Annotated in this window: 21 protein-coding genes and 1 rRNA gene (1 of these 22 cut by a window edge); 4 read left to right on the top strand and 18 right to left on the bottom strand. The window is 69.5% G+C overall.

The window, feature by feature from the left end; genetic code table 11:
• The 4 genes from CG747_RS45505 to CG747_RS45485 all read right to left on the bottom strand — a co-directional run.
• A 16S ribosomal RNA gene (locus CG747_RS45505) occupies nucleotides 1-830 on the bottom strand (it extends 772 nt beyond the left edge of the window).
• Nucleotides 831-1,998: 1,168 nt separating this feature from the next.
• Nucleotides 1,999-3,339 (bottom strand): class I SAM-dependent RNA methyltransferase, encoded by a 1,341-nt coding sequence (locus tag CG747_RS45495; protein WP_100607750.1) that lies wholly within the window; start codon nucleotides 3,337-3,339, stop codon nucleotides 1,999-2,001.
• A gap of 107 nt (nucleotides 3,340-3,446) precedes the next feature.
• Nucleotides 3,447-5,498 (bottom strand): APC family permease, encoded by a 2,052-nt coding sequence (locus tag CG747_RS45490; RefSeq protein ID WP_100607749.1) that lies wholly within the window; start codon nucleotides 5,496-5,498, stop codon nucleotides 3,447-3,449.
• 271 nt (nucleotides 5,499-5,769) lie between these two features.
• A complete protein-coding gene (locus CG747_RS45485; protein ID WP_100607748.1) occupies nucleotides 5,770-7,770 on the bottom strand; it encodes an NAD(P)-binding protein in 2,001 nt (666 codons plus the stop codon).
• Between the two features lie 332 nt (nucleotides 7,771-8,102).
• Between CG747_RS45485 and CG747_RS45480 the strand changes: the two genes are divergently transcribed.
• Both CG747_RS45480 and CG747_RS45475 read left to right on the top strand, forming a co-directional pair.
• A complete protein-coding gene (locus CG747_RS45480) occupies nucleotides 8,103-8,771 on the top strand; it encodes a TrkA family potassium uptake protein (RefSeq protein ID WP_100607747.1) in 669 nt (222 codons plus the stop codon).
• Nucleotides 8,768-9,439 (top strand): TrkA family potassium uptake protein, encoded by a 672-nt coding sequence (locus tag CG747_RS45475; protein WP_100607746.1) that lies wholly within the window; start codon nucleotides 8,768-8,770, stop codon nucleotides 9,437-9,439. Before CG747_RS45480 ends, CG747_RS45475 begins: the two co-directional genes overlap by 4 nt.
• Before the next feature lie 93 nt (nucleotides 9,440-9,532).
• Here the strand turns inward: CG747_RS45475 and CG747_RS45470 are convergent, their stop codons facing one another.
• The 4 genes from CG747_RS45470 to CG747_RS45455 form a co-directional block, all read right to left on the bottom strand.
• Complete coding sequence (locus tag CG747_RS45470) at nucleotides 9,533-10,318, bottom strand: DUF3159 domain-containing protein (protein WP_374701901.1); 786 nt, start codon at nucleotides 10,316-10,318, stop codon at nucleotides 9,533-9,535.
• A gap of 75 nt (nucleotides 10,319-10,393) precedes the next feature.
• Nucleotides 10,394-10,792, bottom strand: coding sequence for an OB-fold nucleic acid binding domain-containing protein (locus tag CG747_RS45465; protein WP_180986023.1), 399 nt, complete (start codon nucleotides 10,790-10,792; stop codon nucleotides 10,394-10,396).
• A 161-nt stretch (nucleotides 10,793-10,953) separates the two neighbouring features.
• Nucleotides 10,954-11,637 carry a response regulator gene (locus CG747_RS45460; protein WP_100607744.1) on the bottom strand — a complete coding sequence of 228 codons (684 nt, stop codon included), beginning with the start codon at nucleotides 11,635-11,637 and terminating at the stop codon, nucleotides 10,954-10,956.
• 175 nt (nucleotides 11,638-11,812) lie between these two features.
• Nucleotides 11,813-14,365 carry a sensor histidine kinase KdpD gene (locus CG747_RS45455; protein ID WP_100607743.1) on the bottom strand — a complete coding sequence of 851 codons (2,553 nt, stop codon included), beginning with the start codon at nucleotides 14,363-14,365 and terminating at the stop codon, nucleotides 11,813-11,815.
• A 392-nt stretch (nucleotides 14,366-14,757) separates the two neighbouring features.
• Here CG747_RS45455 and CG747_RS45450 point away from each other — a divergent pair, with 392 nt between their 5' ends.
• On the top strand, nucleotides 14,758-15,327 hold the full coding sequence (locus tag CG747_RS45450; RefSeq protein ID WP_100607742.1) for a GNAT family N-acetyltransferase: 570 nt from the start codon (nucleotides 14,758-14,760) through the stop codon (nucleotides 15,325-15,327).
• 122 nt (nucleotides 15,328-15,449) lie between these two features.
• Here CG747_RS45450 and CG747_RS45440 read toward each other — a convergent pair whose 3' ends face one another.
• From CG747_RS45440 to CG747_RS45405, 8 genes are all read right to left on the bottom strand, one after another.
• Nucleotides 15,450-16,127, bottom strand: coding sequence for an ABC transporter ATP-binding protein (locus tag CG747_RS45440; protein ID WP_100607752.1), 678 nt, complete (start codon nucleotides 16,125-16,127; stop codon nucleotides 15,450-15,452).
• Nucleotides 16,128-16,627: 500 nt separating this feature from the next.
• Nucleotides 16,628-17,290 carry a potassium-transporting ATPase subunit KdpC gene (gene kdpC / locus CG747_RS45435; protein WP_100607751.1) on the bottom strand — a complete coding sequence of 221 codons (663 nt, stop codon included), beginning with the start codon at nucleotides 17,288-17,290 and terminating at the stop codon, nucleotides 16,628-16,630.
• A 5-nt stretch (nucleotides 17,291-17,295) separates the two neighbouring features.
• Nucleotides 17,296-19,401, bottom strand: a complete 2,106-nt coding sequence (gene kdpB, locus CG747_RS45430; protein WP_180986024.1) for a potassium-transporting ATPase subunit KdpB — start codon at nucleotides 19,399-19,401, stop codon at nucleotides 17,296-17,298.
• Between the two features lie 32 nt (nucleotides 19,402-19,433).
• Entirely contained in the window at nucleotides 19,434-21,110 is a 1,677-nt protein-coding gene (gene kdpA, locus CG747_RS45425; protein WP_100607740.1) for a potassium-transporting ATPase subunit KdpA, read from the bottom strand.
• Between the two features lie 31 nt (nucleotides 21,111-21,141).
• Nucleotides 21,142-21,231, bottom strand: coding sequence for a K(+)-transporting ATPase subunit F (gene kdpF / locus CG747_RS45420; protein WP_016575741.1), 90 nt, complete (start codon nucleotides 21,229-21,231; stop codon nucleotides 21,142-21,144).
• A 340-nt stretch (nucleotides 21,232-21,571) separates the two neighbouring features.
• Complete coding sequence (locus CG747_RS45415; protein WP_257981205.1) at nucleotides 21,572-22,330, bottom strand: DUF3710 domain-containing protein; 759 nt, start codon at nucleotides 22,328-22,330, stop codon at nucleotides 21,572-21,574.
• Nucleotide 22,331: 1 nt separating this feature from the next.
• Complete coding sequence (gene dut, locus CG747_RS45410; protein ID WP_100607738.1) at nucleotides 22,332-22,853, bottom strand: dUTP diphosphatase; 522 nt, start codon at nucleotides 22,851-22,853, stop codon at nucleotides 22,332-22,334.
• The gene (locus tag CG747_RS45405) at nucleotides 22,850-23,443 is read right to left on the bottom strand and encodes a PaaI family thioesterase (protein WP_100607737.1); all 594 of its coding nucleotides are present in this window, start codon (nucleotides 23,441-23,443) and stop codon (nucleotides 22,850-22,852) included. The genes dut and CG747_RS45405 overlap by 4 nt, the downstream gene beginning before the upstream one ends.
• A gap of 58 nt (nucleotides 23,444-23,501) precedes the next feature.
• Between CG747_RS45405 and CG747_RS45400 the strand changes: the two genes are divergently transcribed.
• Entirely contained in the window at nucleotides 23,502-23,945 is a 444-nt protein-coding gene (locus tag CG747_RS45400; RefSeq protein ID WP_100607736.1) for a DUF3093 domain-containing protein, read from the top strand.
• On the opposite strand, the gene CG747_RS45395 is transcribed toward CG747_RS45400, so the two are convergent.
• Nucleotides 23,885-24,751, bottom strand: coding sequence for a hypothetical protein (locus CG747_RS45395; protein ID WP_257981204.1), 867 nt, complete (start codon nucleotides 24,749-24,751; stop codon nucleotides 23,885-23,887). The two genes, CG747_RS45400 and CG747_RS45395, sit on opposite strands and share 61 nt — an antisense overlap.
• Nucleotides 24,752-24,762: 11 nt before the next feature.
• Nucleotides 24,763-25,065: a DUF4193 domain-containing protein gene (locus CG747_RS45390; protein ID WP_016575747.1), complete on the bottom strand. Its 303-nt coding sequence runs from the start codon at nucleotides 25,063-25,065 to the stop codon at nucleotides 24,763-24,765.
• Between the last annotated feature and the right edge of the window lie 649 nt (nucleotides 25,066-25,714).

Genomic DNA, 25,714 nt, shown 5'->3' with positions numbered 1-25,714 from the left:
CGGACGACGTGGAATGTCGCCCACACCTAGTTCCCAACGTTTACGGCGTGGACTACCAGGGTATCTAATCCTGTTCGCTCCCCACGCTTTCGCTCCTCAGCGTCAGTATCGGCCCAGAGATCCGCCTTCGCCACCGGTGTTCCTCCTGATATCTGCGCATTTCACCGCTACACCAGGAATTCCGATCTCCCCTACCGAACTCTAGCCTGCCCGTATCGAATGCAGACCCGGGGTTAAGCCCCGGGCTTTCACATCCGACGTGACAAGCCGCCTACGAGCTCTTTACGCCCAATAATTCCGGACAACGCTCGCGCCCTACGTATTACCGCGGCTGCTGGCACGTAGTTAGCCGGCGCTTCTTCTGCAGGTACCGTCACTTTCGCTTCTTCCCTGCTGAAAGAGGTTTACAACCCGAAGGCCGTCATCCCTCACGCGGCGTCGCTGCATCAGGCTTTCGCCCATTGTGCAATATTCCCCACTGCTGCCTCCCGTAGGAGTCTGGGCCGTGTCTCAGTCCCAGTGTGGCCGGTCGCCCTCTCAGGCCGGCTACCCGTCGTCGCCTTGGTGAGCCATTACCTCACCAACAAGCTGATAGGCCGCGGGCTCATCCTTCACCGCCGGAGCTTTCCACACACAGAAGATGCCTCCGTGTGTCATATCCGGTATTAGACCCCGTTTCCAGGGCTTGTCCCAGAGTGAAGGGCAGATTGCCCACGTGTTACTCACCCGTTCGCCACTAATCCCCTCCCGAAGGAGGTTCATCGTTCGACTTGCATGTGTTAAGCACGCCGCCAGCGTTCGTCCTGAGCCAGGATCAAACTCTCCGTGAATGTTTACCGGTAATCCGGTTCACACTCGCGTTGAGCGGAACCGTGAGGAGGAATAATCCTCGCGGTTCTCAGCGTCCTCGCTGTGTGTGCCTCCCAAAGCTTTGGGAGGGCTTTCAAAGGAACCTCATCTCCGTGATGGAGACGGGGTATCAACATATCTGGCGTTGACTTTTGGCACGCTGTTGAGTTCTCAAGGAACGGACGCTTCCTTTGTGCCTGTTTCACCAGGCTCTCCGGGCGCTTCCCTTCGGTCTTGCGTCTCCGACTCTATCAGATCCTTTCGGCTCTGATTTTCGCCGGTGCGATCCGGCCTTTCGGCTTTCTCGCGGTTCCAACCTTACCAGATCCGTTTCCGTCTCTGGCCCCCTGCTGGAGCGGGGTCCGGCCGCTTCGCTTTCGCTTTTCGGCCTTTCCGACTTTATCAGATCTGTTTTCCGTTCCGGTCCGCATCTCAGCGAGTTGCGGTCGGTTCGAATTTCGATCCGATTCCCCGTCGGCGGGGTGTTCACTACGTTAGCGGAATTCCTCGGTGACGCCTAATCAGACGCCCGGAATGAATTTCGGCATGCGGAATTCAGTCCCGTTGAGGAGCCGTGCAGTAGTGAGTTGCCGCGAAGCGGCGGGATGGCTGCCTCGGGGCCTGTCGGCTCCGTGGCAACTCGAAGAACTTACACGATCATATGGGTGCGGCACGAATCGGGGGTCCGTACTCGGCAGATCGAGCTGTCCCGGGCCACCGGACCGCCGAACCGCCGGTCCACCTGATCTCCGCAGCGCCTGGTCATCAGGGCGCCGGTTCGCCCCCGAAGCAGGCGTTCCGATGGTCTGCCCCGGGCCCGGCACTCCTGCAGTGGTACAGCCGCCGGAGAGGGGGTCGGGCCCCTGATGGACGCACACCGCGGAACTACGCCGCACCACGGGTTTGCGGCGCGCGCTCACCACATAGGCGGCTGCCGGCGGCCGTCTGCCGGGTTTCCGTGTGGCGGGATCCCGGGAACCGGAACCGCCGCCATGCGCGGCCTGGAGGATCAGCGAGGTGTCGCGCCGTCGGAATGGGTCCGGAATCGACACCGCATGGGCGCCATAGGGGCGCCATGAGCGTTATTTCAGCATCGAGATATCGCCCGTGGCGCCCACACCGCACCGTATCCGCGTGCGGAAGCGCAGCTCAGGCGCCCTTTGCTGTCCGCTCCAGGATGACGACGCACTCCACGTGGTGCGTCATCGGGAAGAGGTCGAAGGCGCGCATGCGGCGCGCCCCGTAGCCGGCGTCGCGGAAGTACGCGAGGTCGCGGGCGAGGGCGGCCGGGTCGCAGGCGACGTAGGCGATGCGGCGGGGGGTGAGGGAGGCGAGGTGGTGGACGGTGGCCTTGCCGGCGCCGGCGCGGGGCGGGTCGAGGACGACGAGGTCGACGTCGGTGATGCCGGTGCGGGGGAGGATCTGCTCGACCTTGCCCTGTTCGATGCGTACGCGGTCGAGGTCGGCGAGGTTGTGGCGGGCGTCCTCGACGGCGCGCTTGCTCGATTCGATGCCGAGGACGGCGCCCTTGTCGCCGACGCGTTCGGCGAGGGCCCCGGCGAAGAGGCCGACGCCGCAGTAGAGGTCGAGGGCCATGTCGCCCTTCTTCGGCATCAGGCCCTGCATGACGGCCTCGACGAGGAGGTCGGCGGCCTTCGGGTGGACCTGCCAGAAGCCGCCGTTGCCGACCCGCCAGGTGCGGCCGGCGGCGCGTTCGCGGACGAAGGGGCGGCCGTGGACGCGGTGGACGCCGCCGTCCTTCTCGTTGATCCGGAGGACGGAGACCGGCTTGTCGAGTTCGACGATGGGGAGGCGGCCGCCGGGGCGGGGGGTGAGGACGACCTGGCGGTCGTGGGAGCCGGTGGCGGCGATCGCCTCGACGGTGGCGATCTGCGGCCAGCTGCGCTGCTCGATGCCGAGTTCGGAGACGCCGGGGGCGGCGATCATGCAGTGGGTGACCGGCTCGACGTCGTGCGAGCGGTGCTTGCGCAGGCCGGCGCGGCCGTCGGCGTCGACCGCGTACTGGACGCGGGTGCGCCAGGCCGGGACCTCGCCCTTGGCGACCTTGTCGCCGGGGGCCGGTTCGACGGTGCCGTCCCAGCCGGTCTCCTCCGGGGTGAGGCCGGCGAGCCGGGCCAGCTGCTCGGCGATGACCGCGGCCTTGAGGCGGCGCTGCGCGCCGGGCGCGGCGTGTTGCCAGTCGCAGCCGCCGCACCGGCCGGGGCCGGAGAACGGGCAGGGCGCCTCGACGCGGTCCTTGGAGGGGTCGAGGATCTCGACGGCGTCGGCGCGCAGGAAGCGGGCGCCTTCCTCACCGTCGGTGACGCGGGCGCGGACCCGTTCGCCGGGCAGTGCGTGCCGGACGAAGAGGACCTGGCCGGCGTCGGTGCGGGCGATGCAGTGGCCGCCGTGCGCGACCGGGCCGATCTCGACCTCGTACTCCTCGCCGACCAGTGACTTCCTGGGTTCCGGCGGCGTGTCCGGCTGCATGGCGGGGAGCTCCTGAGTGGGGTGGGAGAAAACCGTGACGGCCGGCCTCCGGGCGGAGGCCAGCCGTCCATTCTACGGCGTGCCGGGGGTGCCCCCGGCCGTCGCAGTCACTTCTTGGTGGCCGCGGATTCCTTCTTCGGTGCGGTGACCGGGCCGCGCCGGACCGAGCCGGGGGCGTTCCATTCGGCGCGCTTGCGGGCGCGCTTCTTGGCGGCCTCGGAGGAGTCGAGCTGCCAGGGCACGGAGGTGACCATGACGCCGGGGGTGAAGAGGAGGCGTCCCTTGAGGCGCAGCGCGGACTGGTTGTGGAGCAGGTGCTCGTACCAGTGGCCGACGACGTACTCGGGGATGTAGACGGAGACCGCGTCGCGGGGGCTCTCCCGGCGCAGCGACTTGACGTAGTCGATGATCGGCCGGGTGATCTCGCGGTACGGGGAGGCGAGGACCTTCAGCGGGACCTCGATGCCGCGACGCTCCCATTCGGCGCGCAGGGCCCGGGTGTCGGCCTGGTCGACGTCGACGCTGACCGCTTCGAGGGTCCCCGAGCGCATCAGCTTGGCGTAGTTCAGGGCGCGCAGGGTGGGCTTGTGGAGCTTGGAGACCAGGACGATGGCGTGGACGCGGGAGGGGCGGACCACGTCGTCGTCGGGGGCGTCCGGGGCGGCGATCTCGTCGGCGACCCGGTCGTAGTGGCGGCGGATCGCAGTCATGGTCACGAAGAAGATGACCATGCCGAGGAGCGCCACCCAGGCGCCGTGGGTGAACTTGGTGAGCAGGACGACGACCAGGACCAGGCCGGTGAAGAAGGCACCGAAGGCGTTGATGGCGCGGGAGCGGTGCATCTTGCGGCGCTTGGCGAGGTCCTTCTCGCTGGTCAGGTGGCGGTTCCAGTGCCGGACCATGCCGATCTGGCTGAGCGTGAAGGAGACGAAGACGCCGACGATGTAGAGCTGGATCAGCCGGGTGGAGTCCGCGCCGTATAGGTAGACCAGGACGGTGGCGGCGCCGGCCAGCAGGACGATGCCGTTGGAGAAGGCGAGCCGGTCGCCGCGGGTGTGCAGCTGGCGCGGCAGGTAGCGGTCCTGGGCGAGGATCGAGCCGAGCAGCGGGAAACCGTTGTAGGCGGTGTTGGCGGCCAGGAACAGGACCAGTGCGGTGGCCGCGGCCAGCACGACGAAGAGGAAGCTGCCCTTGCCGAAGACCGCCTCGGCGACCTGTGAGATGACCGGGTTCTGGGTGTAGCCGGAGCCGATCGGCTTGCCGTTGCTGAGCAGGTCGGTGGCGGGGTTCTCGGCCATCCTGACGTGGGTGCTCATGGCCAGCGCGATGATGCCGCAGAACATGGTGACGGCCAGGCCGCCCATCAGGGCGAGGGTGGTCGCGGCGTTCTTCGACTTCGGCTTGCGGAAGGCGGGCACGCCGTTGGAGATCGCCTCGACGCCGGTGAGCGCGGCGCATCCGGAGGAGAAGGCGCGCAGCAGCAGGAAGATCAGTGCGAAGCCGGCGAGGCCGCCCTGCTCGGCGTGGATGGTGTAGTCGGCGGTGGGGGCCTTCATGGTGTCGCCGAGGATCAGGCCGCGGATCGCGCCCCAGAAGATCATGATGAAGACGCCGGCCACGAAGACGTACGTGGGGATCGCGAAGAGCTTGCCGGACTCCTTGACGCCGCGCAGGTTCATCAAGGTCAGCAGCACGATGATCACGATTGCGCAGAGCGTCTTGTGCTCGACGACGAAGGGGACGGCGGAGCCGAGGTTCTCCACTCCGGAGGAGATGGAGACCGCGACGGTCAGGACGTAGTCGACGAGCAGTGCGCTGGCGACGGTCAGACCGGCCTTGGGCCCGAGGTTGGTGGTGGCGACCTCGTAGTCGCCGCCGCCGCTCGGGTAGGCGTGCACGTTCTGCCGGTACGACGCGACGACGGTGAACATCAGCACCACGACCGCGACCGCGATCCACGGGCTGAAGTTGTACGCAGAGACCCCCGCCACGGACAGGACCAGCAGCACCTCGCCGGGCGCGTAGGCCACGGAGGAGAGCGGGTCGGAGGCGAAGACGGGGAGTGCGATGCGCTTGGGGAGAAGGGTCTCGCCGAGCCTGTCGCTGCGCAGTGCGCGCCCGATCAAGATCCGTTTGGGCACGTCGGTCAGTTTGGACACCCGAGGATGCTAAGCCTTCGTCAAGGTCCTCGCCCACCCGCCACCCGGACGGGTGGGAACACCCGAATGCGCCACCATGCACAGAGACACCCGACTCCGCATCCACTACGCGGCATCTCCACAGCATCTGCACGCTAAGCACACTGCGGCACCGTCGATACGGGGAACTCCGCGGGCCCGAACTTCGTGGTGGATGTCACCGAACCCGGGCGTGTCGCAGGGGCGTGACGTCACTCGCCGCGCGCCGCCGGGCGTGTCGGGGGGCGCGGCCTCACTCCGCGCGCACCGCCGAGCGCGGCCGCCGGGACAGCAGATCGCCCAGCCCCTCCCGGGTCGCCGCCAGCAGCACCACGTCCTGCGACCGCAGCACGTAGTCGTCCAACTCGTCCGCCAGATGCGCCGGCGCCGGGCCGTCCCCGGACTGCGGCGCGCCCGCCGCGGGCTCCGCCACCGGCTCGTCGGGCGCCGAATTGTCGACGGCCAGCACCCGCAGCCGGCCCGGCCGCAGCACCTCACCGACCGCCCGCCCCTCCAGGGCGGCATGGCCGCGCACCTCCACCCGGGCCACCAGCAGCACCCGCCGCTCCACCGGGATCGCCCCGAGGATCTCGCGGCCCATCATCGCCCCGGCGAAGGCCGGCGCCGCCAGGAACGACACGCTGCGGCTACGGGTCCGCGCACCCGGATGCGCCGCGCGCAACGTCCGGTAGACGGCGGCGGCGAACCCGTCGTCGAAGAGCCGCAGCGTCACCCGCAGCCGCGGATTGACCGACCGTGCGTAGAGCGCCGCCTCCAGATTGGTGGTGTCCTCGCTCGTCAGCGCCAGCAAGGTCCGGGCCCGGTCGGCCAGCGCCGCCTCCAGTACCCCCTCCTGGGTCACGTCCCCCACGACGGTCGGCACCCGCAGCCGGCGCGCCAACGCGATCCCGCGCGCCTCCGGATCGGCCTCGATGCACACCACCGGGATGCCCATCTCGTGCAACCGCGCCAGCACCCGGGTACCGATCTTCCCCAGCCCCAGCAGCACCACATGGCCGGACAGCCCGCGCGGCGGACGTCGCAGCGCCGAGGCGCTGCGGAACGTCCCCAGCCCCTCGAACGCCGCCGCCACCAGCACCGGGAGCAACAGCAGCCCGACCAACCCGGACAACAGCTGGAGCAGCTTGCGCGCCAACGGGGCGTTCAGCGCCGGTTCGTTGATCGCGAACAGGTCCAGCAGCGTGAGGTACGCCGCGTGCAACGGCTTCTCCCCCGTCGCCAGGGACGCGGCGACCGCCAGCGCCAGCACCGCCCCGACGATCCCCGCCAGCGACCAGCGCAGCCGCCGGGAGAAGAGGGAGGCGAGCGGCGCACCCCGACCCCGCAGCCGGCGCGGCCGCACCGTCCGCCCCGTATAGGCGACGGTCTCCAGGACGACCCGGCCGCAGCCGGTGGCCGCGGCGGCCGCTGCGTCGTCCGGCAGCAGCACCGGCCCCTCGTCGCCCGGCACCGCCCCGGGCGCACCGGCCGGAGCGGCCGAGGGGCCACCGGCGGAACCACCGGACGCCTCACCGGGCGACGGCGACAGCAACGCCAACGTGCACAGCCGCCGCGCCCCCGCCGGACCGGACTGCCCCGGCGCACGCTCCACGGCCCGCAGCATCAGCCCGTCCGCCTCGATGACCTTGCTGGTCCCGGCGACCGCCGTCGCCACCAGTGCCGGCGCGACGGTGTCCGCGTCGGACAGCACCGTGGTGGAGGCGTCGACACGCGGCGGCTGCGCGCCGTCCGCCCCGCGACTCGCGGCGACCGCCGCGGCCTGGTCCAGCAACTCCTCCAGATGCTGGCCGAGTTTGCGGTTGTAGAGCCGGATCACCAGCCGCAACCGGGGGTTGAGGCGGCGGGCCCGGAGCGCGGCATGGATGTTGAGATCGTCGTCGTCGTGGACCAGCGCCAGCGCGCCCGCCTCGGCGATCCCCGCCTCGGTCAGTGCCGCGTCGTCGACCTGCTCCGCCACCAGGACCCGTAGCGGATCCGGCGGCGCCTGCCCGTCCTCGCGCGCCGGCGCGGGCGGCGGCGGTCCGGGCGGCGCGCCGGGCCCGCCGCGCGCCACCGCCGCCGACACCCGGCCGAGCAGCGCGGTGGCGCGGCCCAGGCCGCGGGACGGCGACGGAACACGGGGGCGCTGCGGCTCCCGCGCGGACGGCACGATCAGCGTCACCCGTTCGCCGTAGACGTCGCGGAGCTCGGCGGCGAGCCGGTGGGCCAGCGCGTCATCGCCGCACACCACCATGTGCGGCGCGAGAGAGCCCTGTTGGGGCTGATGTGGCAGTTGTGGCACACGTCGTAGCGTGCCCTACCGGCCCGCCCCCGCGCAGCGCAGCGCGCGATCCCCTCGCGCCCCGGCACCCGTACACAACGGGCCAGCACCCACCGCGCCCCCTACCGGACACGCCATTACGGCTACGGTTGTACCGGACCACGGTGCGGTCGGCGCTCCCGTCTGACGCACCCGGCCACTGTCACAAGGCAGCGGCTCCGTGTCGCCGGTACGTCGGAGAAGAAAGTAGTGAGCAGGGTGTTTGTGCAGGTCAGCGCGCTAGTGCAAGGCACGGGGTAATCAGCATGCACATCGTCATCATGGGATGCGGCCGCGTGGGCTCCGCACTCGCACAGACCCTGGAGGGCCAGGGTCACACCATCGCGGTGATCGACCAGGACCCGACAGCGTTCCGCCGCCTCGGCTCGGCCTTCGGCGGCCGCCGCGTCACCGGCGTCGGCTTCGACCAGGACACCCTCCGCGAAGCCGGCATCGAAGAGGCCGGCGCCTTCGCCGCCGTCTCCAGCGGCGACAACTCCAACATCATCGCCGCCCGCGTGGCCCGCGAGATGTTCGGCGTCGAGAACGTCGCGGCCCGGATCTACGACCCGCGCCGCGCCGAGGTCTACCAGCGCCTCGGCATCCCCACCGTCGCCACCGTCCGCTGGACCGCCGACCAGATGCTGCGCCGGCTCCTCCCCTCGGGCGCCGAACCCCTCTGGCGCGACCCCAGCGGCGGCGTCCAGCTCGCCGAGGTGCACACCGCCTCCTCCTGGGTCGGCCACAAGATCAGCAAACTGCAGGAGGAGACCGGGGTCCGCGTCGCCTTCCTCACCCGCCTGGGCGAGGCCATGCTGCCCACCTCCCAGACGGTCCTCCAGGAAGGCGACCTGGTGCACGTCATGATGCGCACCGACGAAGTCGAAAAGGTCGAGGCGGCATTCGCCCAGGGTCCCGAGGAGGCGCACGCATGAGGGTCGCCATTGCGGGCGCAGGAGCGGTCGGCCGCTCCATCGCCGGAGAACTGCTCGAAAACGGTCACGAGATCCTGCTGATCGACAAGGCGCCCACCGCCATCTCCGTCGAACGGGTCCCGCTCGCCGAATGGCTGCTCGCCGACGCCTGCGAAATCACCTCGCTCGACGAAGCGGCCCTCCAGCGCTGCAACGTCGTCATCGCCGCCACCGGCGACGACAAGGTCAACCTCGTCGTCTCCCTGCTCGCCAAGACCGAGTACGGCGTGCCGCGGGTCGTCGCCCGCGTCAACAACCCCAAGAACGAATGGCTGTTCAACGAAGCCTGGGGCGTCGACGTCGCCGTCTCCACCCCGCGCCTGATGTCCGCCCTGGTCGAAGAGGCCGTCAGCGTCGGCGACCTGGTCCGACTGCTGCGCTTCAGCCACGGCGACGCCAACCTCGTCGAACTCACCCTCCCCCCGGAAGCCGCCCTGGCCGGCACCCGGGTCGGCGACGTGGACTGGCCCGAGGACACCTCCCTGGTGACGATCATCCGCGGCACCCGGGTCCTCACCCCCAACAAGGACGACGCCCTCGAAGCCGGCGACGAACTGCTCTTCGTCGCCGCCCAGTCCCGCGAGGAACAGCTGGAAGACCTGCTGTCCGTCCGTCGCAACGACAGCTGAGCCGACACACCGGCCCAGCCGACACCGCACACGAAGGGCCCGGGAGCCGCAAAGCTCCCGGGCCCTTCGCCCTGTCACACCTCGCGCCGCAGGTCAGCGACGATGCCGCGGCCCCTCGTGCGGACGATCCGCGGCAGCCGCCTCCGGTGCCGCCGCCGACAGCCCCCGCTGCCGCTCGGCCTCCTCCGCCTTCTCCTGCGCCTCCATCTCCGCGAAGACATCGATCGGCGCCGGCGCCTTCACCAGGAACATCCAGGTCAGATACAGCGCCAACAGGAACGGCGGAATCTTCAGGGCCACCAGCACCCACCCGAGCTGGGTGGTGTCCGCCCACCAGTACAACGGGAACAAGATCATGCACTTGGCGAGGAGGATCAGCCCCCACGCCCAGCTGGCCTTCGCATACGCCTTCTTGCGCCCCGGATTACGCGTCCGCCACGACAGGTTCTCCTTGAACACCGGGCCCAGAATCAACCCGATCAACGGAACACCCGCCAGCGTCGTGACGATGTACGCCACCGCCAGCCCCAGCGTGTACAGCATCCCCGGCAGGTAGAAGTCCTTGGCGTTACCGGTCATCATCGCGAAGACCACACCGAACGCCACCCCGAACACCCCGCTGAAGGCGTGCTTGACGGTGTCCTTCCGCACCAGCCGCACCGCACACAGCACCAACGACACCGCCAGCGCCGCGATCGCCGAAACGTGCAGATCCTTGTTGATCGTGAAGATCGTGACGAACAGCAGACCCGGCAGCACCGTCTCCACCATGCCGCGCACGCCACCGAACGCCTCGAACAGCGCCGCTTCCGTCACCTGCCTGCCCTCGGCTCCGGACCCCGCACCGGACTCCAGCGGCGCCCCGGCGGCAGCCGGCACCCCCACAGGACGGTCAACGGAAGCGGAAGTGGAAGCCTCAGGGTCAGTGGTCGGTCGGTCGTACGACGTCACCGGCTACTCCTGTCCGAGCGGTCGCAGTTCGTACTTGGGATTGAAGAGCACCCGGCGCCCGTGACTCAACGAGACCCGGCCCGAGGCGATGAGCTTACGGCCCGGCTCGATCCCGACGATGGAACGGCGACCCAGCCACACCACGTCGAGCGCCGCGGAGCCGTCGAACAGCTCCGCCTCCAGCGCGGGCACACCGGCACGCGGCCGCAGCGTCACATGCCGCAGGGTGCCGGAGACCTTCACTATCTGACGGTCATCGCAGTCGCATATCCGCGTACACCCCGTCGCCTGCGCGTCCTCCTGCAACTCGGCGGACTGCAGCTCCTCCTCGGAGGACGACAGCCTGTCGAGCATCCGGCGGAACCGGCCGGCCGGCTTCTCGGGTCGGATCCCAGCACTCATAACCCCAGCGTACCGGGGCCCGCACGGCCTCCCCCGCACCCCGCACCAGCACCCCGACGCCCGCGTTCACCCCTCGAAACGACGCCCCGCCCCCACCCCTCCCACCAGGCCATACCCCCAGGGCAGCCCCCACGAGCCGCCATCCCCCGACCGCCCCGCGTTCACCCCTCGAACCGATATCCCATCCCCGGCTCCGTGATGAAGTGCCGCGGGTGCGACGGATCACCCTCCAGCTTCCGCCGCAGCTGCGCCATGTACACCCGCAGATAATTCGTCTCCGTCCCGTACGACGGCCCCCACACCTCCTGCAACAACTGCTTCTGGCTGACCAGCCGCCCCTGATTGCGGACCAGCACCTCCAGCAGATGCCACTCCGTCGGCGTCAGACGAATATCCCGACCACTCCGGTTGACCTTCTTCGCCGCCAGATCGACCGTGAACCCCTCGGTCTCCACGATCACCTCGTCATCCGCCGGCCCGGTCGGCTCCGCCCGCCGCACCGCCGCCCGCAACCGCGCCAGCAGCTCGTCCATCCCGAACGGCTTCGTCACATAGTCGTCCGCCCCCGCATCCAGCGCCTCCACCTTCTCGTCCGACGTCTGCCGCGCGGACAGCACCAGAATCGGCACCCGCGACCAGCCGCGCAGCCCCTTGATGACCTCCACACCGTCCATATCGGGCAGCCCCAGATCCAGGACCACCACATCGGGATGGCGGGCCGCAGCGAGCTTCAGGGCAGTGGCCCCGTCGGGGGCCGCGTCCACCTCGTACTTGCGCGCCTTCAGGTTGATCACAAGGGCGCGAACGATCTGCGGCTCGTCATCAACCACAAGCACCCGGTTCACTGGCGTTCTCCTCGCGGTGTCGGTCGCCGACGGGCAACACCCGCCGACCACGTCATGAATGCGACCGGGACCGCCCGGCCGGTGAAATGGCCCCCTCCCGGGCCGCGCGGCGGACCCGCGCCGGCACCGGAACACGACCGCGTCCCGCCGCGGACACGCCCGCCGTGATCTCGACTCATGTCGTCGCCTGCGCCGGAAGATCAGGACGCACCGGCGGAACACCCGCGGCGGCCCGCAACGTCAGCACCATCGTCATGCCACCCCCCGGAGTGTCCTCCGCCGCCAACGTCCCGCCGATCGCCTCCGCGAAACCACGCGCCACGGCCAACCCCAGCCCCACCCCGGCGCCCCGCGGAGCATCCCCGTACCGCTGGAACGGCTCGAAGATCCGGTCCTTCGCACTGTCCGGCACACCCGGCCCCCGGTCCGCGATCCGCAACTCCACCCGGTCACCGAGCGCACTCGCCGCGACCAGCACCACCTCACCGTCCGGGCTGTACTTCACGGCGTTCTCCACCAGATTGGCCACCGACCGCTCCAGCAGCCCCGGATCCACCGCCACCATCGGCAGCTCCTCCGGGATGTCCAACGTGACACTGCCCTCCGGGACCCCGCCCAGCGCCATCGGCACCACCTCGTCGAGGTCGATCTCCCGGATCAGCGCCGTCACCGTCCCCGTCTGCAACCGGGACATGTCCAGCAGATTCCCCACCAGATGATCGAGCCGGTCGGCACCCGCCTCGATCCCCTCCAGCAGCTCCGCCTCGTCCTCCTCCGACCACGCCACATCGTCCGACCGCAACGACGTCACCGACGCCTTGATGCTCGCCAACGGCGTCCGCAGATCATGGCTGACCGCCGCCAGCAGCGCCGTCCGGATCCGGTTCCCCTCCGCCAGCTCCCGGGCCCGCTCGGCCTCCCCCACCAGCCGCTGCCGATCCAGCACCACCGCGGCCTGCGCGGCGAACGCCGCCAACACCCGGCGGTCCTCCGCCGGCAACACCCGACCCGTCAGCGCCAACGCCATGTGGTCACCCACCGGCATGTCCACGTCCGCATCCTCCGGACGCGCCAGCGGCGGCCCACTGCCACCACCCGCCCGCCCCGCGCACGTCCACGGATCCACATCGCTGCGCCGCTCCAGCAACGCCACCGTGTCCATCCCGAACGTCTCCCGCACCCGCTCCAGCAGCGCGTCCAACGTGGTCTCGCCACGCAGCACGCTCCCCGCCAGGAACGACAGGATCTCCGACTCCGCCCGCAACCGCGCCGCCTGATGCGTCCGCCGGGCAGCCAGATCCACCACCGACGCCACCGACACCGCCACCGCGAAGAAGATCACGATCGCCACGATGTTCTTCGGATCGCTGACCGTGAGCGTGTGGGTGGGTGGAGTGAAGTAGAAGTTCAGCAGGAGCGACCCGACCGCCGCCGACGCCAACGCCGGCAACTGCCCACCGAGCAGCGCCGCCACCACCGTCAGGAACAGGAACAACAACACGTCGTTGGCCAGCCCCGGGCCGTTCGACAGCTTGGTCAGCAGCAGCGACAGCAACGTCGGACCACCCACCCCGACCAGCCAGCCGGCGATGATCCGCGTCCGCCCCAGCCGCGCCCCCCGCGCCACCGGCAGCCCCCGGCCCTTGGCGACCTCGTCGTGCGTCACGATGTGCACGTCGAGATCCGGCCCGGAATCCCGGGCCACCGTCGCCCCCACCCCCGGCCCGAAGATGTACTGCCACGCCTTGCGGCGACTCGACCCCAGCACGATCTGGGTCGCGTTCACCCCCCGCGCGAACTCCAACAGCGCACTCGGTATGTCGTCGCCGATGACGTGATGAAACGTCCCGCCGAGATCCTCCACCAGCGTCCGCTGATCGGCCAGCTCCTTCGGCGACGCCGAGGTCAACCCGTCACTACGGGCGATGTAGACGGCGAGCACCTCACTGCCCGAGCCCTTCGCCGCCATCCGCGCGGCCCGACGGATCAACGTCCGCCCCTCCGGCCCACCGGTCAGCCCGACGACGATCCGCTCCCGCGCCTGCCAGGTCGAACGGATCGAATGCTCCGCCCGGTACTCCTGGAGGTACTCGTCGACCCGGTCGGCCACCCACAGCAGCGCCAGCTCCCGCAGCGCGGTGAGGTTCCCCGGCCGGAAGTAGTTCGACAGCGCCGCATCGACCTTGTCCGACTGGTAGATGTTGCCGTGCGCCATCCGCCGCCGGATCGCCTGCGGCGACATGTCGACAAGCTCGATCTGATCGGCCCGCCGAACGATCTCGTCCGGCACCGTCTCACGCTGCCGCACACCCGTTATCGACTCGACGACGTCCCCGAGCGACTCCAGGTGCTGGATGTTCACCGTCGAGATCACCGTGATCCCGGCTTCCAGCAACTCCTCGACGTCCTGCCAGCGCTTGCCGTTGCGGGACCCCGGAACATTGGTGTGCGCCAGCTCGTCGACCAGCGCCACCGCCGGCTTGCGCTCCAGCACCGCATCAACGTCCATCTCGGTGAACGTCGAACCACGGTACTCCAGCTCCCGCCGCTGGACCTGCTCCAGCCCGTGCAGCATGACTTCCGTACGGGGCCTGCCATGGTGCTCGACGAACGCCACCACGGCGTCCGTACCCCGCTCCACACGCCGGTGTGCCTCGGACAGCATCGCGTACGTCTTGCCGACGCCCGGTGCCGCGCCGAGATATATCCGTAGCTTGCCGCGTGCCATGGCCCCATTGTCTTACGTGAAGGTCGCCCCCACCGGGCTTGACCTGATGCGACCCTACCGACCGCTCACCCCGAAAAACGCCCAGGTAGCGGCTTTCCACCCGGTCTTGACGCGACTCTGATACAGGTCCGCGGAAGGGGGCCGATCGGGGGTGGCGGACCATCCGATACGGGCACGAAACCACCGCGACGCCGCCGCGCAGCAGGCACGACGCGGGCGCCGAGGCGAGCACGACACGGGTGCCCCGGGCCTCCCCCGGAAGCGTTACCCGTGCCCGGCACCACAGGGCGCATCTCGGCCGTGAACCGGCCGCGCCTCGGCCTCCCGATGGCCGCCCGTTGGCCGAAACAAAGCCATCGCTCCCACCACCGGCCCCTGCGACGATGCCTCCCATGACCCGCACCCCCACCCCCGCCGAACACCCCGCCGGCACGACCCGAGTGCGTCTCGCCCACACCGCCGACCTGGACGCCGCCACCCTCACGGCCGCCCGGATCCTCCTCTACGACGTCTTCGACGACATGACCGCCGAAGACTGGGAACACGCACTCGGCGGCCTGCACGCCCTCGTCCACGAAGAAGGCGAACTCATCGGGCACGCCGCCGTCGTCCAACGCCGGCTGCTGCACAACGGCCGGGCGCTGCGCTGCGGCTACGTGGAGGGCGTCGGCGTCCGCGCGGACCGCCGCGGACGCGGCCACGGCGCCGCCATGATGACCGCCCTGGAACGAGTGATCCACAACGCCTACGACCTCGGCGCACTCGGCGCCGCCGACGACGCCGCCGCCTTCTACGCCACCCGCGGCTGGCAACTATGGCGCGGCCCGTCCGCCGCCCTCACCCCCGACGGCATCCAACGCACACCCGACGAGGACGGCGCCCTCTACGTCCTGGCCACGTCCGCGTCGTTGGACCTCGGAGGCGATCTGACGTGCGACTGGCGGGAGGGGGATGTGTGGTGAGGGGGCGGGGGTTGGAGGTTGGGGGTTGGTGAGGGAAGAGGATCCCTCCGCCGCCGGATGCCCCTGGGGGCTCCCCCCCCCGCCCCCATCCCCACCCCCACGTCACGTCCCTCCCCCTCCATTCACCCCTCCCCCTCGACCGTGACCACCCCGTCGTCCAGCTCCAGCACCCGGTCGGCGAGGGTGAGGAGGGTGGTGTCGTGTGTGGCGACCAACGCCGTGACGCCCTCGCTGCGGACGACGGCGCGGAGCAGTTCCATCACCTCCAGGCCGGTTTCGGCATCCAGTTGTCCCGTCGGCTCGTCGGCGATGAGCAGGGCGGGACGGTTGGCGAGGGCGCGCGCTATGGCGACGCGCTGCTGCTGACCGCCGGAAAGCTCCCCGGGGCGCTGGGCGGCATGGTCGGCGAGGCCCACCAGGGACAGCAGGAGTGCGACGCGCGCTTCGCGCTCCCGCGGTGGGACCTTCCGCAGCCTCAGCGGTACCCCGACGTTCTCTGCGGCGCTGAGTATCGGTATCAGTCCGAAGGACTGGAAGACGAAGCCGATGCGGTCGCGGCGCTTCGCCAGTAGGTCGTTCTCTCCGAGGTCGGCCAGGGGTGTGCCGTCGACGGTGATCCGTCCGGAGTCCGGGGTATCCAGGCCGCCGATGAGGTTGAGGAGGGTGGTCTTGCCGGATCCGGAGCGGCCGCGCAGGGCGACCAGTTTGCCGCGCGGGACGCGGCATGTCACCCCGCGGAGGGCGTGTACGGCGCCCGCTCCGGTGCCGTAGGTCCGGTGCACGTCCTCGACGAGGACCATCGCCTGCGCCGGTGCCGCGTCGGCGGCGGCAGTACCCGCGGTCGTCGTCGCGCCGTTCGCCTCGTTGTTCCCGTTCATGGTGGGTGGTTCCCCCGCTCTGGTCTCAGCCCCTGTGGCGCTGGAGCCCTCCAACTTGCTTTGTTTTCACTTTGGTTGGTTTCACTGAAGGGCCAACCGGTTGTTTTCGTCGGTGTGTTGTCTGCCTGTCGTGAATCAGTATGAGGAGGGGGCGTGCGGGCCGGCAATGCATGTGGATAACTCGGGGAAGGGCAGGTCAGGCGTGGTGCGGTCGACCCATGTGCCGTCACGGCCGGGCGTCGGAGGCCGCCCTCGGGCCGTGTGCCCGACCTGCCTCGCCGTAGTGGGTTCGCATGTCAGCGACGGGTAGCGGTGGTTCGCGGCGCGCGCAAAGGGGCGGCCCCGGGGAAGGTCATCCCCGGGGCCGCCCTCGTGTGTGGCGGTGGTGCGCCGCGTGTGGTGTCTCCGTAAGGCGTCGTCCGTCACCGGTGTGTCTGTGCCAGGTCCCGGAGCGCCACGTTCAGGTCCAGGACGTTGACCCGGGGCTCTCCCATGAAGCCCAGCTGGCGTCCCTGGATGCGGTCCTGGACGAGCTGCTCGACCTTGTCGGCGGGGAGGTGGTTCTCCTTGGCGACGCGGTTGACCTGGAGGAGTGCGTACTCGGGTGAGATGTCCGGGTCGAGGCCGGAGCCGGAGGAGGTGACGGCGTCGGCCGGTACCTGGGACTCGGGGACGCCGTAGGTGGTGGCGACCCACTGCTTGCGTTCCTTGATGGCCTTGATGAGGTCGGTGTTGGTGGCGCCCAGGTTGGAGGCGCCGGAGACCTGGAGGTCGTACTGGGTGTTGACGCCGTTGGTGCGGTTGCTGCCCAGGCCCGTCGAGGGTCGGGGCTGGAAGTAGCGGAGGTCGGGGATCGGGTTGCCCTTCTTGTCGGTGCCCTTGTCGTAGCGCTGGCCGATGAGGGAGGAGCCGACGACCTTGCCGTGGGAGGTGACCTCGGATCCGTTGGCTTTGCCGGGGAAGGCGGCCTGGGCGACTCCGGTGACCACCAGGGGGTAGATCACGCCGCAGACCACGGTCAGGACGAGCAGGGCGCGCAGGCCCGCTGCCAGCAACCGGGCGGTGTTGCGTACGGAGTTGTTCATGGCGGTCACCCGATTCCGGGGATGAGGGAGATGAGCAGGTCGATGACTTTGATGCCGATGAAGGGTGCGATGAGGCCACCGAGGCCGTAGACGGCGAGGTTGCGGCGGAGCATCTTGTCGGCGCTGACGGGCCGGTACTGGACGCCCTTGAGGGCGAGCGGCACCAGGGCGACGATGATCAGCGCGTTGAAGATGATCGCGGAGAGGATCGCGGTCTGGGAGCTGTGCAGCCGCATGATGTTGAGGGTGTCGAGGCCGGGGTAGGCCACGGCGAACATCGCGGGGATGATCGCGAAGTACTTGGCGACGTCGTTGGCGATGGAGAAGGTCGTCAGGGCTCCTCGGGTGATGAGGAGTTGCTTGCCGATCTCGACGATCTCGATGAGCTTCGTCGGGTTGGAGTCCAGGTCCACCATGTTCCCGGCTTCCTTGGCGGCCGAGGTGCCGGTGTTCATGGCGACGCCGACGTCGGCCTGGGCGAGGGCGGGGGCGTCGTTGGTGCCGTCGCCGGTCATGGCGACGAGTTTGCCGCCGGCCTGTTCGCGCTTGATGAGTGCCATCTTGTCTTCGGGCGTGGCTTCGGCGAGGAAGTCGTCGACGCCGGCTTCGTCGGCGATGGCCTTGGCGGTCAGCGGGTTGTCGCCCGTGATCATGACCGTTTTGATGCCCATCTTGCGGAGTTCGACGAAGCGTTCGCGCATGCCGTCCTTGACGACGTCCTTGAGGTGGATGACGCCGAGGACGCGGGGGCCGCTTTCGTCTTCGAGGGCGACGAGCAGGGGGGTGCCGCCGGCCTGGGAGATGGTGTCGGCGAGTTCCCGGGCGTCGTCGGTGGCGTTGCCGCCGCGTTCCTGGACCCAGGCGAGGACGGATCCGGTGGCGCCCTTGCGGATCTTGCGGCCGTCGACGTCGACGCCGGACATGCGGGTCTGTGCGGTGAACGGGATCCACTCGGCGCCCGTCAACGTGTCGGCGTTGAAGTCACCCTCGCGCAGCGCGTACTTCTCTTTGGCGAGTTCGACGACGGAGCGTCCCTCGGGGGTTTCGTCGGCGAGTGAGGACAGTTGGGCGGCGTCGGCGAGTTCTTCTTCGGTGGCGCCGTGGACGGGGACGAACTCGGCGGCGCGGCGGTTGCCGTAGGTGATGGTGCCGGTCTTGTCGAGCAGCAATGTCGATACATCGCCTGCCGCTTCGACGGCGCGTCCGGACATGGCGAGGACGTTGCGTTGGACGAGGCGGTCCATTCCGGCGATGCCGATGGCGGAGAGGAGTGCGCCGATGGTGGTGGGGATGAGGCAGACCAGCAGGGCGAGCAGCACGATCATGGGCTGCTCGGCGCCGGCGTAGATGGCGAACGGCTGGAGGGTGACGACGGCGAGCAGGAAGACGATGGTGAGGGACGCGAGGAGGATGTTCAGCGCGATCTCGTTGGGGGTCTTCTGGCGTGCGGCGCCTTCGACGAGGTTGATCATCCGGTCGATGAAGGTCTCGCCGGGCTTCGTCATGATCTTGATGACGATGCGGTCGGAGAGCACCTTGGTGCCGCCGGTCACGGCGGAGCGGTCGCCGCCGGATTCCCGGATGACCGGAGCCGATTCACCGGTGATCGCGGATTCGTCCACGGATGCGACGCCTTCGACGACGTCGCCGTCTCCGGGGATGATGTCGCCGGCTTCGCAGACGACGAGGTCGCCGACGCGGAGTTCGGTGCCGGGTACGCGTTCTTCGTCGGTGCCGTTGAGGCGGCGGGCGACGGTGTCGGTCTTGGCTTTGCGGAGGGTGTCGGCCTGTGCCTTGCCGCGGCCTTCGGCGACGGCTTCGGCGAGGTTGGCGAAGATGACGGTGAGCCAGAGCCAGACGGCGATGGCCCAGCCGAACCAGTCGGTGGGTGAGGCGCAGGCGAATATCGTGGTGAGGACGGAGCCGACCTCGACGACGAACATGACGGGGGATTTGATCATCACCCGCGGGTCGAGTTTGCGCAGGGCGTCGGGCAGTGAGACGAGCAGTTGCTTGGGGTCGAAGAGGCCGCCGCCGACACGGCCGTCGCCGGGCTTTTGGCCGCTGTTGGCGTCCTGTTCTGGAGCGCGGGTCGGTGTGGCGGTGGACATGGAGCCGTGCTCCTCCGGTTTCACGGGGGCGGTCATGACAGGCCCTCCGCCAGCGGCCCGAGGGCGAGCGCCGGGAAGTAGGTCAGACCGGTGATGATCAGGATCGTGCCGACGAGCAGCCCGGCGAAGAGCGGCTTTTCGGTACGGAGGGTGCCCGCGGTCTCGGGGACCGGTTGCTGTTCGGCGAGTGAGCCGGCGAGGGCGAGCACGAACACCATGGGGAGGAAGCGGCCGAGCAGCATGGCCAGGCCGATCGTGGTGTTGTACCAGGGGGTGTTGGCGTTGAGTCCGGCGAAGGCGGAGCCGTTGTTGTTGGCGCCTGAGGTGTAGGCGTAGAGGACTTCGGAGAAGCCGTGGGGCCCGGCGCCGAGTGCCTTGGTGTTGAGCATGGAGCCCAGGGCGTCGGGGAGGACCATGGAGGCGGCGGTGAAGCCGAGTACCAGTGTCGGTGTGATGAGGATGTAGCAGGCGGCGAGTTTGATCTGGCGGGTGCCGATCTTCTTGCCGAGGTATTCGGGGGTGCGGCCGACCATGAGTCCGGCGATGAAGACGGCGATAACGGCCATGACGAGCATGCCGTAGAGGCCGGATCCGACGCCGCCGGGGGCGATTTCGCCGAGCATCATGCCGAGGAGTTGGAGGCCGCCGCCGAATGCGGTGAAGGAGGAGTGGAAGGAGTCCACGGCTCCGGTCGAGGTGAGGGTGGTGGCGACGGAGAAGATCGCGGAGGCGCCTACGCCGAAGCGGTTTTCCTTGCCTTCCATGGCGGCGCCGGCGGTTTGGAGCGCGGGGCCGCTGTGGGCGAATTCGGTCCACATCATGAGGGCGGTGAAGCCCAGCCAGATGATGACCATGGTGGCGAGGATGGCGTAGCCCTGCTTCACGTTCCCGACGAGCTTGCCGAAGGTGCGGGTGAGCGCGAAGGGGATGACGAGGATCAGGAAGATCTCGAAGAGGTTGGTGAAGGCGTTGGGGTTCTCGAAGGGGTGGGCGGAGTTGGCGTTGAAGTAGCCGCCGCCGTTGGTGCCGAGTTCCTTGATGACTTCCTGGGAGGCGACGGCGCCGCCGTTGGTCTGTTGGGCACCGCCCATGAACTGGCCGACTTCGTGGATGCCGGCGAAGTTCTGGAGGGTGCCGCAGGCGACGAGGATGAGGGCGCCGATGACGGCGATGGGGATCAGGACGCGGATGGTGCCGCGTACGAGGTCGGCCCAGAAGTTGCCGAGTTCGCCGGTGCGGGAGCGGGCGAAGCCGCGGACGAGGGCGATGGCGACGGCCATGCCGGTGGCGGCGGAGACGAAGTTCTGTACCGCGAGGCCGGCGGTCTGGACGACGTGGCCCATGGCCTGTTCGCCGCTGTAGGACTGCCAGTTGGTGTTGGCGACGAAGGAGGCGGCGGTGTTGAACGCCTGGTCGGGGCTGATCGAGGCGAATCCGAGGGAGAGTGGCAGGTGTCCCTGGAGTCGCTGGATGAGGTAGAGGAACAGCATCCCGGCGAGGGAGAAGGCGAGGACGCCGCGGAGGTAGGCGGGCCAGCGCATCTGGGTGTCTGCGTTGGCGCCTATGCAGCGGTAGATGACCTTTTCCACGCGCAGGTGGCGTGGGGAGCTGTAGACGGCGGCCATGTAGTCGCCGAGGGGGCGGTACACCAGGGCGAGCGCTGCGATGAGCGCTGTGAGCTGGAGGACGCCCGCGAGAGCGGGGCTCATGTGGCCCGCTGCGGTGGCAGCTGTCGACACCTCAGAACCTCTCCGGGAAGACGAGGGCGAGGACCAGGTAGCCGAGGAGGGCGACGGCCACGATGAGGCCGACGATGTTCTCGATGGTCACAGCTTCGTCACCCCCTTGGCGACGAGAGCCACCGCTGCGAAGACCGCGAGGGTGACGACGACGAAGGCCACGTCGGCCATCGTTGCTCCTAGATGGGCAGACGGAATGGGACCCCTAGAGCAAACCGTCGTTCTTCCGCCGCTTGAACGCTGTTGACGCCTCCCTTACGGCCATTAGCGTTCTGTTGACGGTTTTCTTACGCTTCCGGACCTGACCTGCGTAAACGCTGAGGGGCCGTACCCCCTGTGCGGGAGTACGGCCCCTTGTGACCGTCGCGTTTGAGCCGCCGCGGCGGTGTTTATGCACCGTGTGGGCTTGCGCCGTGCGGCGCCGTGGCGGGTCAGCGAATCTCGGTGATCTCCGGTCCGCGTTCCAGGCGCTCCACGCCGCCGCCGAAGCGCGACCCCTGGGCCGGCTCCTGCTGCACGCCGTCGGGCACCATCTGGGCGTCGTCGGGCAGCTTGAGGACGATCGGGTCGCGGGGTGCCATCGGGCCCTCGCCGCGGACGATGACGGTGTCCTGGAAGATGTGCTCCAGTACACCCGCGGCCTGCGGCTGCACCGCGCCCTGTCCGGAGATCACTCCGCGCAGGAACCAGCGCGGGCCGTCGATGCCGATGAACCGCACGACCTGGACGCCGTTGGTGCCGTCCGGCAGCTGCACGGGGACCTGGGCGCGCAGTTCCCAGCCCAGCGGGCCCTCGACCTCGTCGATGACGCCGCCCTGCTGCGTGATGCCCGCGGCGATCTCCTCGCGGACCTCGCCCCAGATGCCCTCGTTCCTGGGGGCCGCGAACGCCTGCAGTTGCACGGCGCTGTCCTGGAGGACCACGGTCGCGGCCACGATCGCGTCACCGGCGACCTCGACGCGCAGTTCCATGCCCTCGACGCCGGGCACGTAGAGGCCGCCGAGGTCGACCCGGCCCTCGCCGGGCTCCTTGACCTCCGACATGTCCCAGGGGCCGTCGGGGCGCGGCGCGGGCGGGAGGTTGAGCCGCTGTTGCGTCGCGTCGTCCTCGCCGGTCTCCGCCTCGTCGGCGAGCGCCGTGTCCTCGGCCGGCTCTACAGGAGCCTCGTTCTTCTTGCGACGTCCGAACACGTCACTGTCCTTCCCGGTCGTCACCGACCGATGCGTATTCATTCCCGCCCGTGGAGCCGTCCACCGCCCTGTGACCGCCGGTGGACCCGAATCCCCCCTCGGCCCGTGCCGAGCCGGGAAGTTCCGCCACCTCGTGGAAGCGCACCTTCTCGACCTGCTGGACGACCAATTGGGCAATCCGGTCGTACTTCTCGAACCGCACGCTCTCGCGCGGATCGAGATTGACCACGATCACCTTGATCTCTCCACGGTACCCGGCATCGACCGTCCCGGGGGCATTCACCAGCGCCAGTCCGCAGCGGGCCGCCAGCCCCGAGCGGGGGTGCACGAACGCCGCGTAGCCGTCGGGCAGCGCGATGGACACGCCGGTGGGGAGGACGGTGCGCTCGCCCGGTGCCAGTTCGGCGGCCTCGGTGGTGACCAGGTCGACTCCGGCGTCGCCCGGGTGTGCGTAGGACGGAAGGGGAACGTCCGGGTCCAGCCGGCGCAGGAGTACGTCCACCGGATTCCGTAGCTGACTCACGGGTTCACCTCGAAGGCACGTGCGCGCTTGACCTGGTCCGGGTCGGACATCGCCGCCTGGATCTCCTCGGTCCTTCCGTTGTCGATGAAGTGGTCGACCTTGACCTCGATGAACACGGCCTGGGCGCGGACCGCGACCGGGCCGTCCGGGGCGCCTATCCGGCCGACGGCCGTCGAGTAGATCTTCCGGCCGTGCACGGCGGTGACCTGCGCTTCCAGGTGCAGCACGGTGCCCAGGGGCACGGGCGTGACGAAGTCGGTCTCCAGTCGTCCGGTCACCGCGATCACGCGCAGCAGCCAGTTCAACGAGCCGAGCGTCTCGTCGAGCGCGGTGGCCAGTACCCCGCCGTGTGCCAGGCCCGGCGCTCCCTGGTGGGCCTCCTTGACGGTGAACTCGGCGGTGACGCGGACGCCGTCGCCCGCCCTGGCTTCCAGGTGCAGCCCGTGGGGCTGGCCCGTGCCGCAGCCGAAGCACCGGTCGTAGTGCGCGCCGAGGAGTTCTCCGGGGGCCGGCGCGTCCGGGTGCCGGACCGGCGCCGTGGCGTCCTCGGGGGGCGTCAGCCGCGTCCTGGGTTGGTCAGTTCCACTCACGAGTGCAGACCCTACCCGCGCGGATAAGGGGCGAGTGCCGCCGTGCCAAGCTGAGGGCATGCAGCCGTACGAAGAACGTCTCACCGCGCCCCGCTCCTGGTGGGTGATCGCCGTGCTCATCGGCGTCGCCTGCGCCCTGATGCTGCTCCCCTTGGGGACGCTCCCGATGCTCGGCGGGCTGATCGGCGGCGCGGCGCTGTCCGCGGTGGCGGTGAGCTCGTACGGCTCGGTGCGGATCCGGGTGGTGGGCGGCGCGCTGATCGCCGGGGAGGCGAAGATCCCGGTGTCGGCGCTGGGCGAGGCGCAGGTGCTGGACGCGGCGGAGGCGCTGGCCTGGCGGACGCACAAGGCCGATGCACGGGCCTTCATGCTGCTGCGGAGCTACGTCCCGACGGCGGTGCGGGTGGAGATCACCGATCCCGAGGATCCGACGCCGTACGCCTATCTGTCGACGCGGGAGCCGGAGCGGCTGGTCTCGGCGCTGGCGTCGGCGCGCGGCTGACCGGTCGGGGCGGGGAGGGCGTCCCAGGGGGTCTGGCGGCGGCGGAGGTCCGTGCGGATCTTGTCGGCGAGTCTTCGGGTGTCGCGGCGGTTGAGGAACGCGCCGACCGCGGCGCCGACCAGGAACGGCGTGAGGTTGGGCAGGTTGCGCAGGGTGCGCTTCATGATCTGCTGGCGCAGTTCGCGTCGCATCTGCCCGCCGAGGGCGATGTTCAGCGAGGCGGGTTTGGCGATGTCGATGCCGCGTTCCTGGGTCCAGGACGTCAGGTAGGCGGTGGCGCGCTGGGTGCGGTTCCCCGCCGGCCGCAGGCCGTAGACCTCGTGGAGTTCGGCGATCAGTTTGATCTCCACCGAGGCGACGCCCGCGACCTCGGCGGCGAGTTCGGCGGGCAGGGCGGGTGGGACGGGCAGCATGGCGGCTGCGCCGACGCCCGCGCCTACGGTGGCGGTGCCCGCGCAGGCGCCCGCCACCAGCTTGTCGGCGAGTTCCTCGGGGGTCAGTCCGGGGAAGTGCGCGCGCAAGGTGGCGAGGTCGCGTACCGGGATCCTGGGAGCGGTGGCGATGATCCGGTCGGCGATCACGCCGAGCGCGGACCGTACGCCGTCACGGCCCTTTCTGGCGCCGCGGACGGCCGCGCCCGCCAGCGAGGCCGGGCGGCCTCGCCGCTGAAGTCCACCGGCCGTCCGTTCCTCAGGGAGGGCGGCCGGGTCGGCGGGCACGGGCGCGGTTTCCTCGCGTGATCGTGCGCCGGCCGCCGGACCGCTGCCGCCCTTGCGGCCCTTACGGAACGGGTTCACGCCTGGCACGGCGTAACCGGTCAGGCCGCGCAGTCGCGGCAGATCGGGTTGCCGTTCTTGTCCTCGGCAGCCAGCTGGCTGCGGTGGTGGACCAGGAAGCAGCTCATGCAGGTGAACTCGTCCTGCTGCTTGGGCAGGACGCGGACCGCGAGTTCTTCGTTGGACAGGTCGGCGCCGGGGAGTTCCAGGCCCTCGGCCTGCTCGAACTCGTCGACGTCGACGGCCGAGGCGGACTTGTCGTTCCGCCGCGACTTCAGTTCCTCGATGCTGTCCTCGTTGAGGTCGTCATCGGTCTTGCGTGGAGTGTCGTAATCCGTAGCCATGGTCGCTCTCCCCCTCTGGGTGTCTGCGGTGTCTCAGCGCTCGTAACGCGTGAGAGGCCGGACTTGTGCCCGACCTGAGGCGGAGATTTTGCCTCACATCAAGGTCTGTTACTCAATCGACACCCAACCGCACCCCTGAAGAGGTGATCGGTTTGGATGGCGATCAGGACCGTACACGGTCCGAATGTCGCACCTCGCGCAGCCCATCACGTGTACTTCCCGTGATCAGGGGCCTGGGAAACCCGGATTTTCCCGGCTTTCCACCAGCCATTTCGATCACGGAGGGTGGATGGCCGGAAAGGGGCCTCTGTGAGGGATCACACATGGTCGGGGCAGCGGGCGGACCCGCCGAATTCCGCGCAAAGCGAACTCGGCGAAGGATCCCTGGAGACCCCTCGTTCCGTCAAACCGAAAGTCCGGACGGGAACGAACGGAGGAGGGGTGTACGGCCGCCGGGCGGGCGACCGTACGCGCGGGTAGCCGGAAGTTCCCGGCGGCCCCTGCGGCCCCTCCAGCGGCCGCACAGGGGCCTTGCCGCCGGTGTCAGAGGGGTAGCACCACCCGCATGTCGAGTCCGCCGCCTTCGCGTGGCTCGGCGGTGATGGCGCCGTCGTGGGCCCGGACCACGGAGCGGACGATGGACAGGCCC

Source organism: Streptomyces sp. CB02959 (assembly GCF_002803155.1).
In the GTDB taxonomy this organism is placed as follows: Bacteria; Actinomycetota; Actinomycetes; order Streptomycetales; family Streptomycetaceae; genus Streptomyces.
Note: the sequence above shows the minus strand (reverse complement) of the source record. Positions and strands in the feature narration are given on the sequence as shown.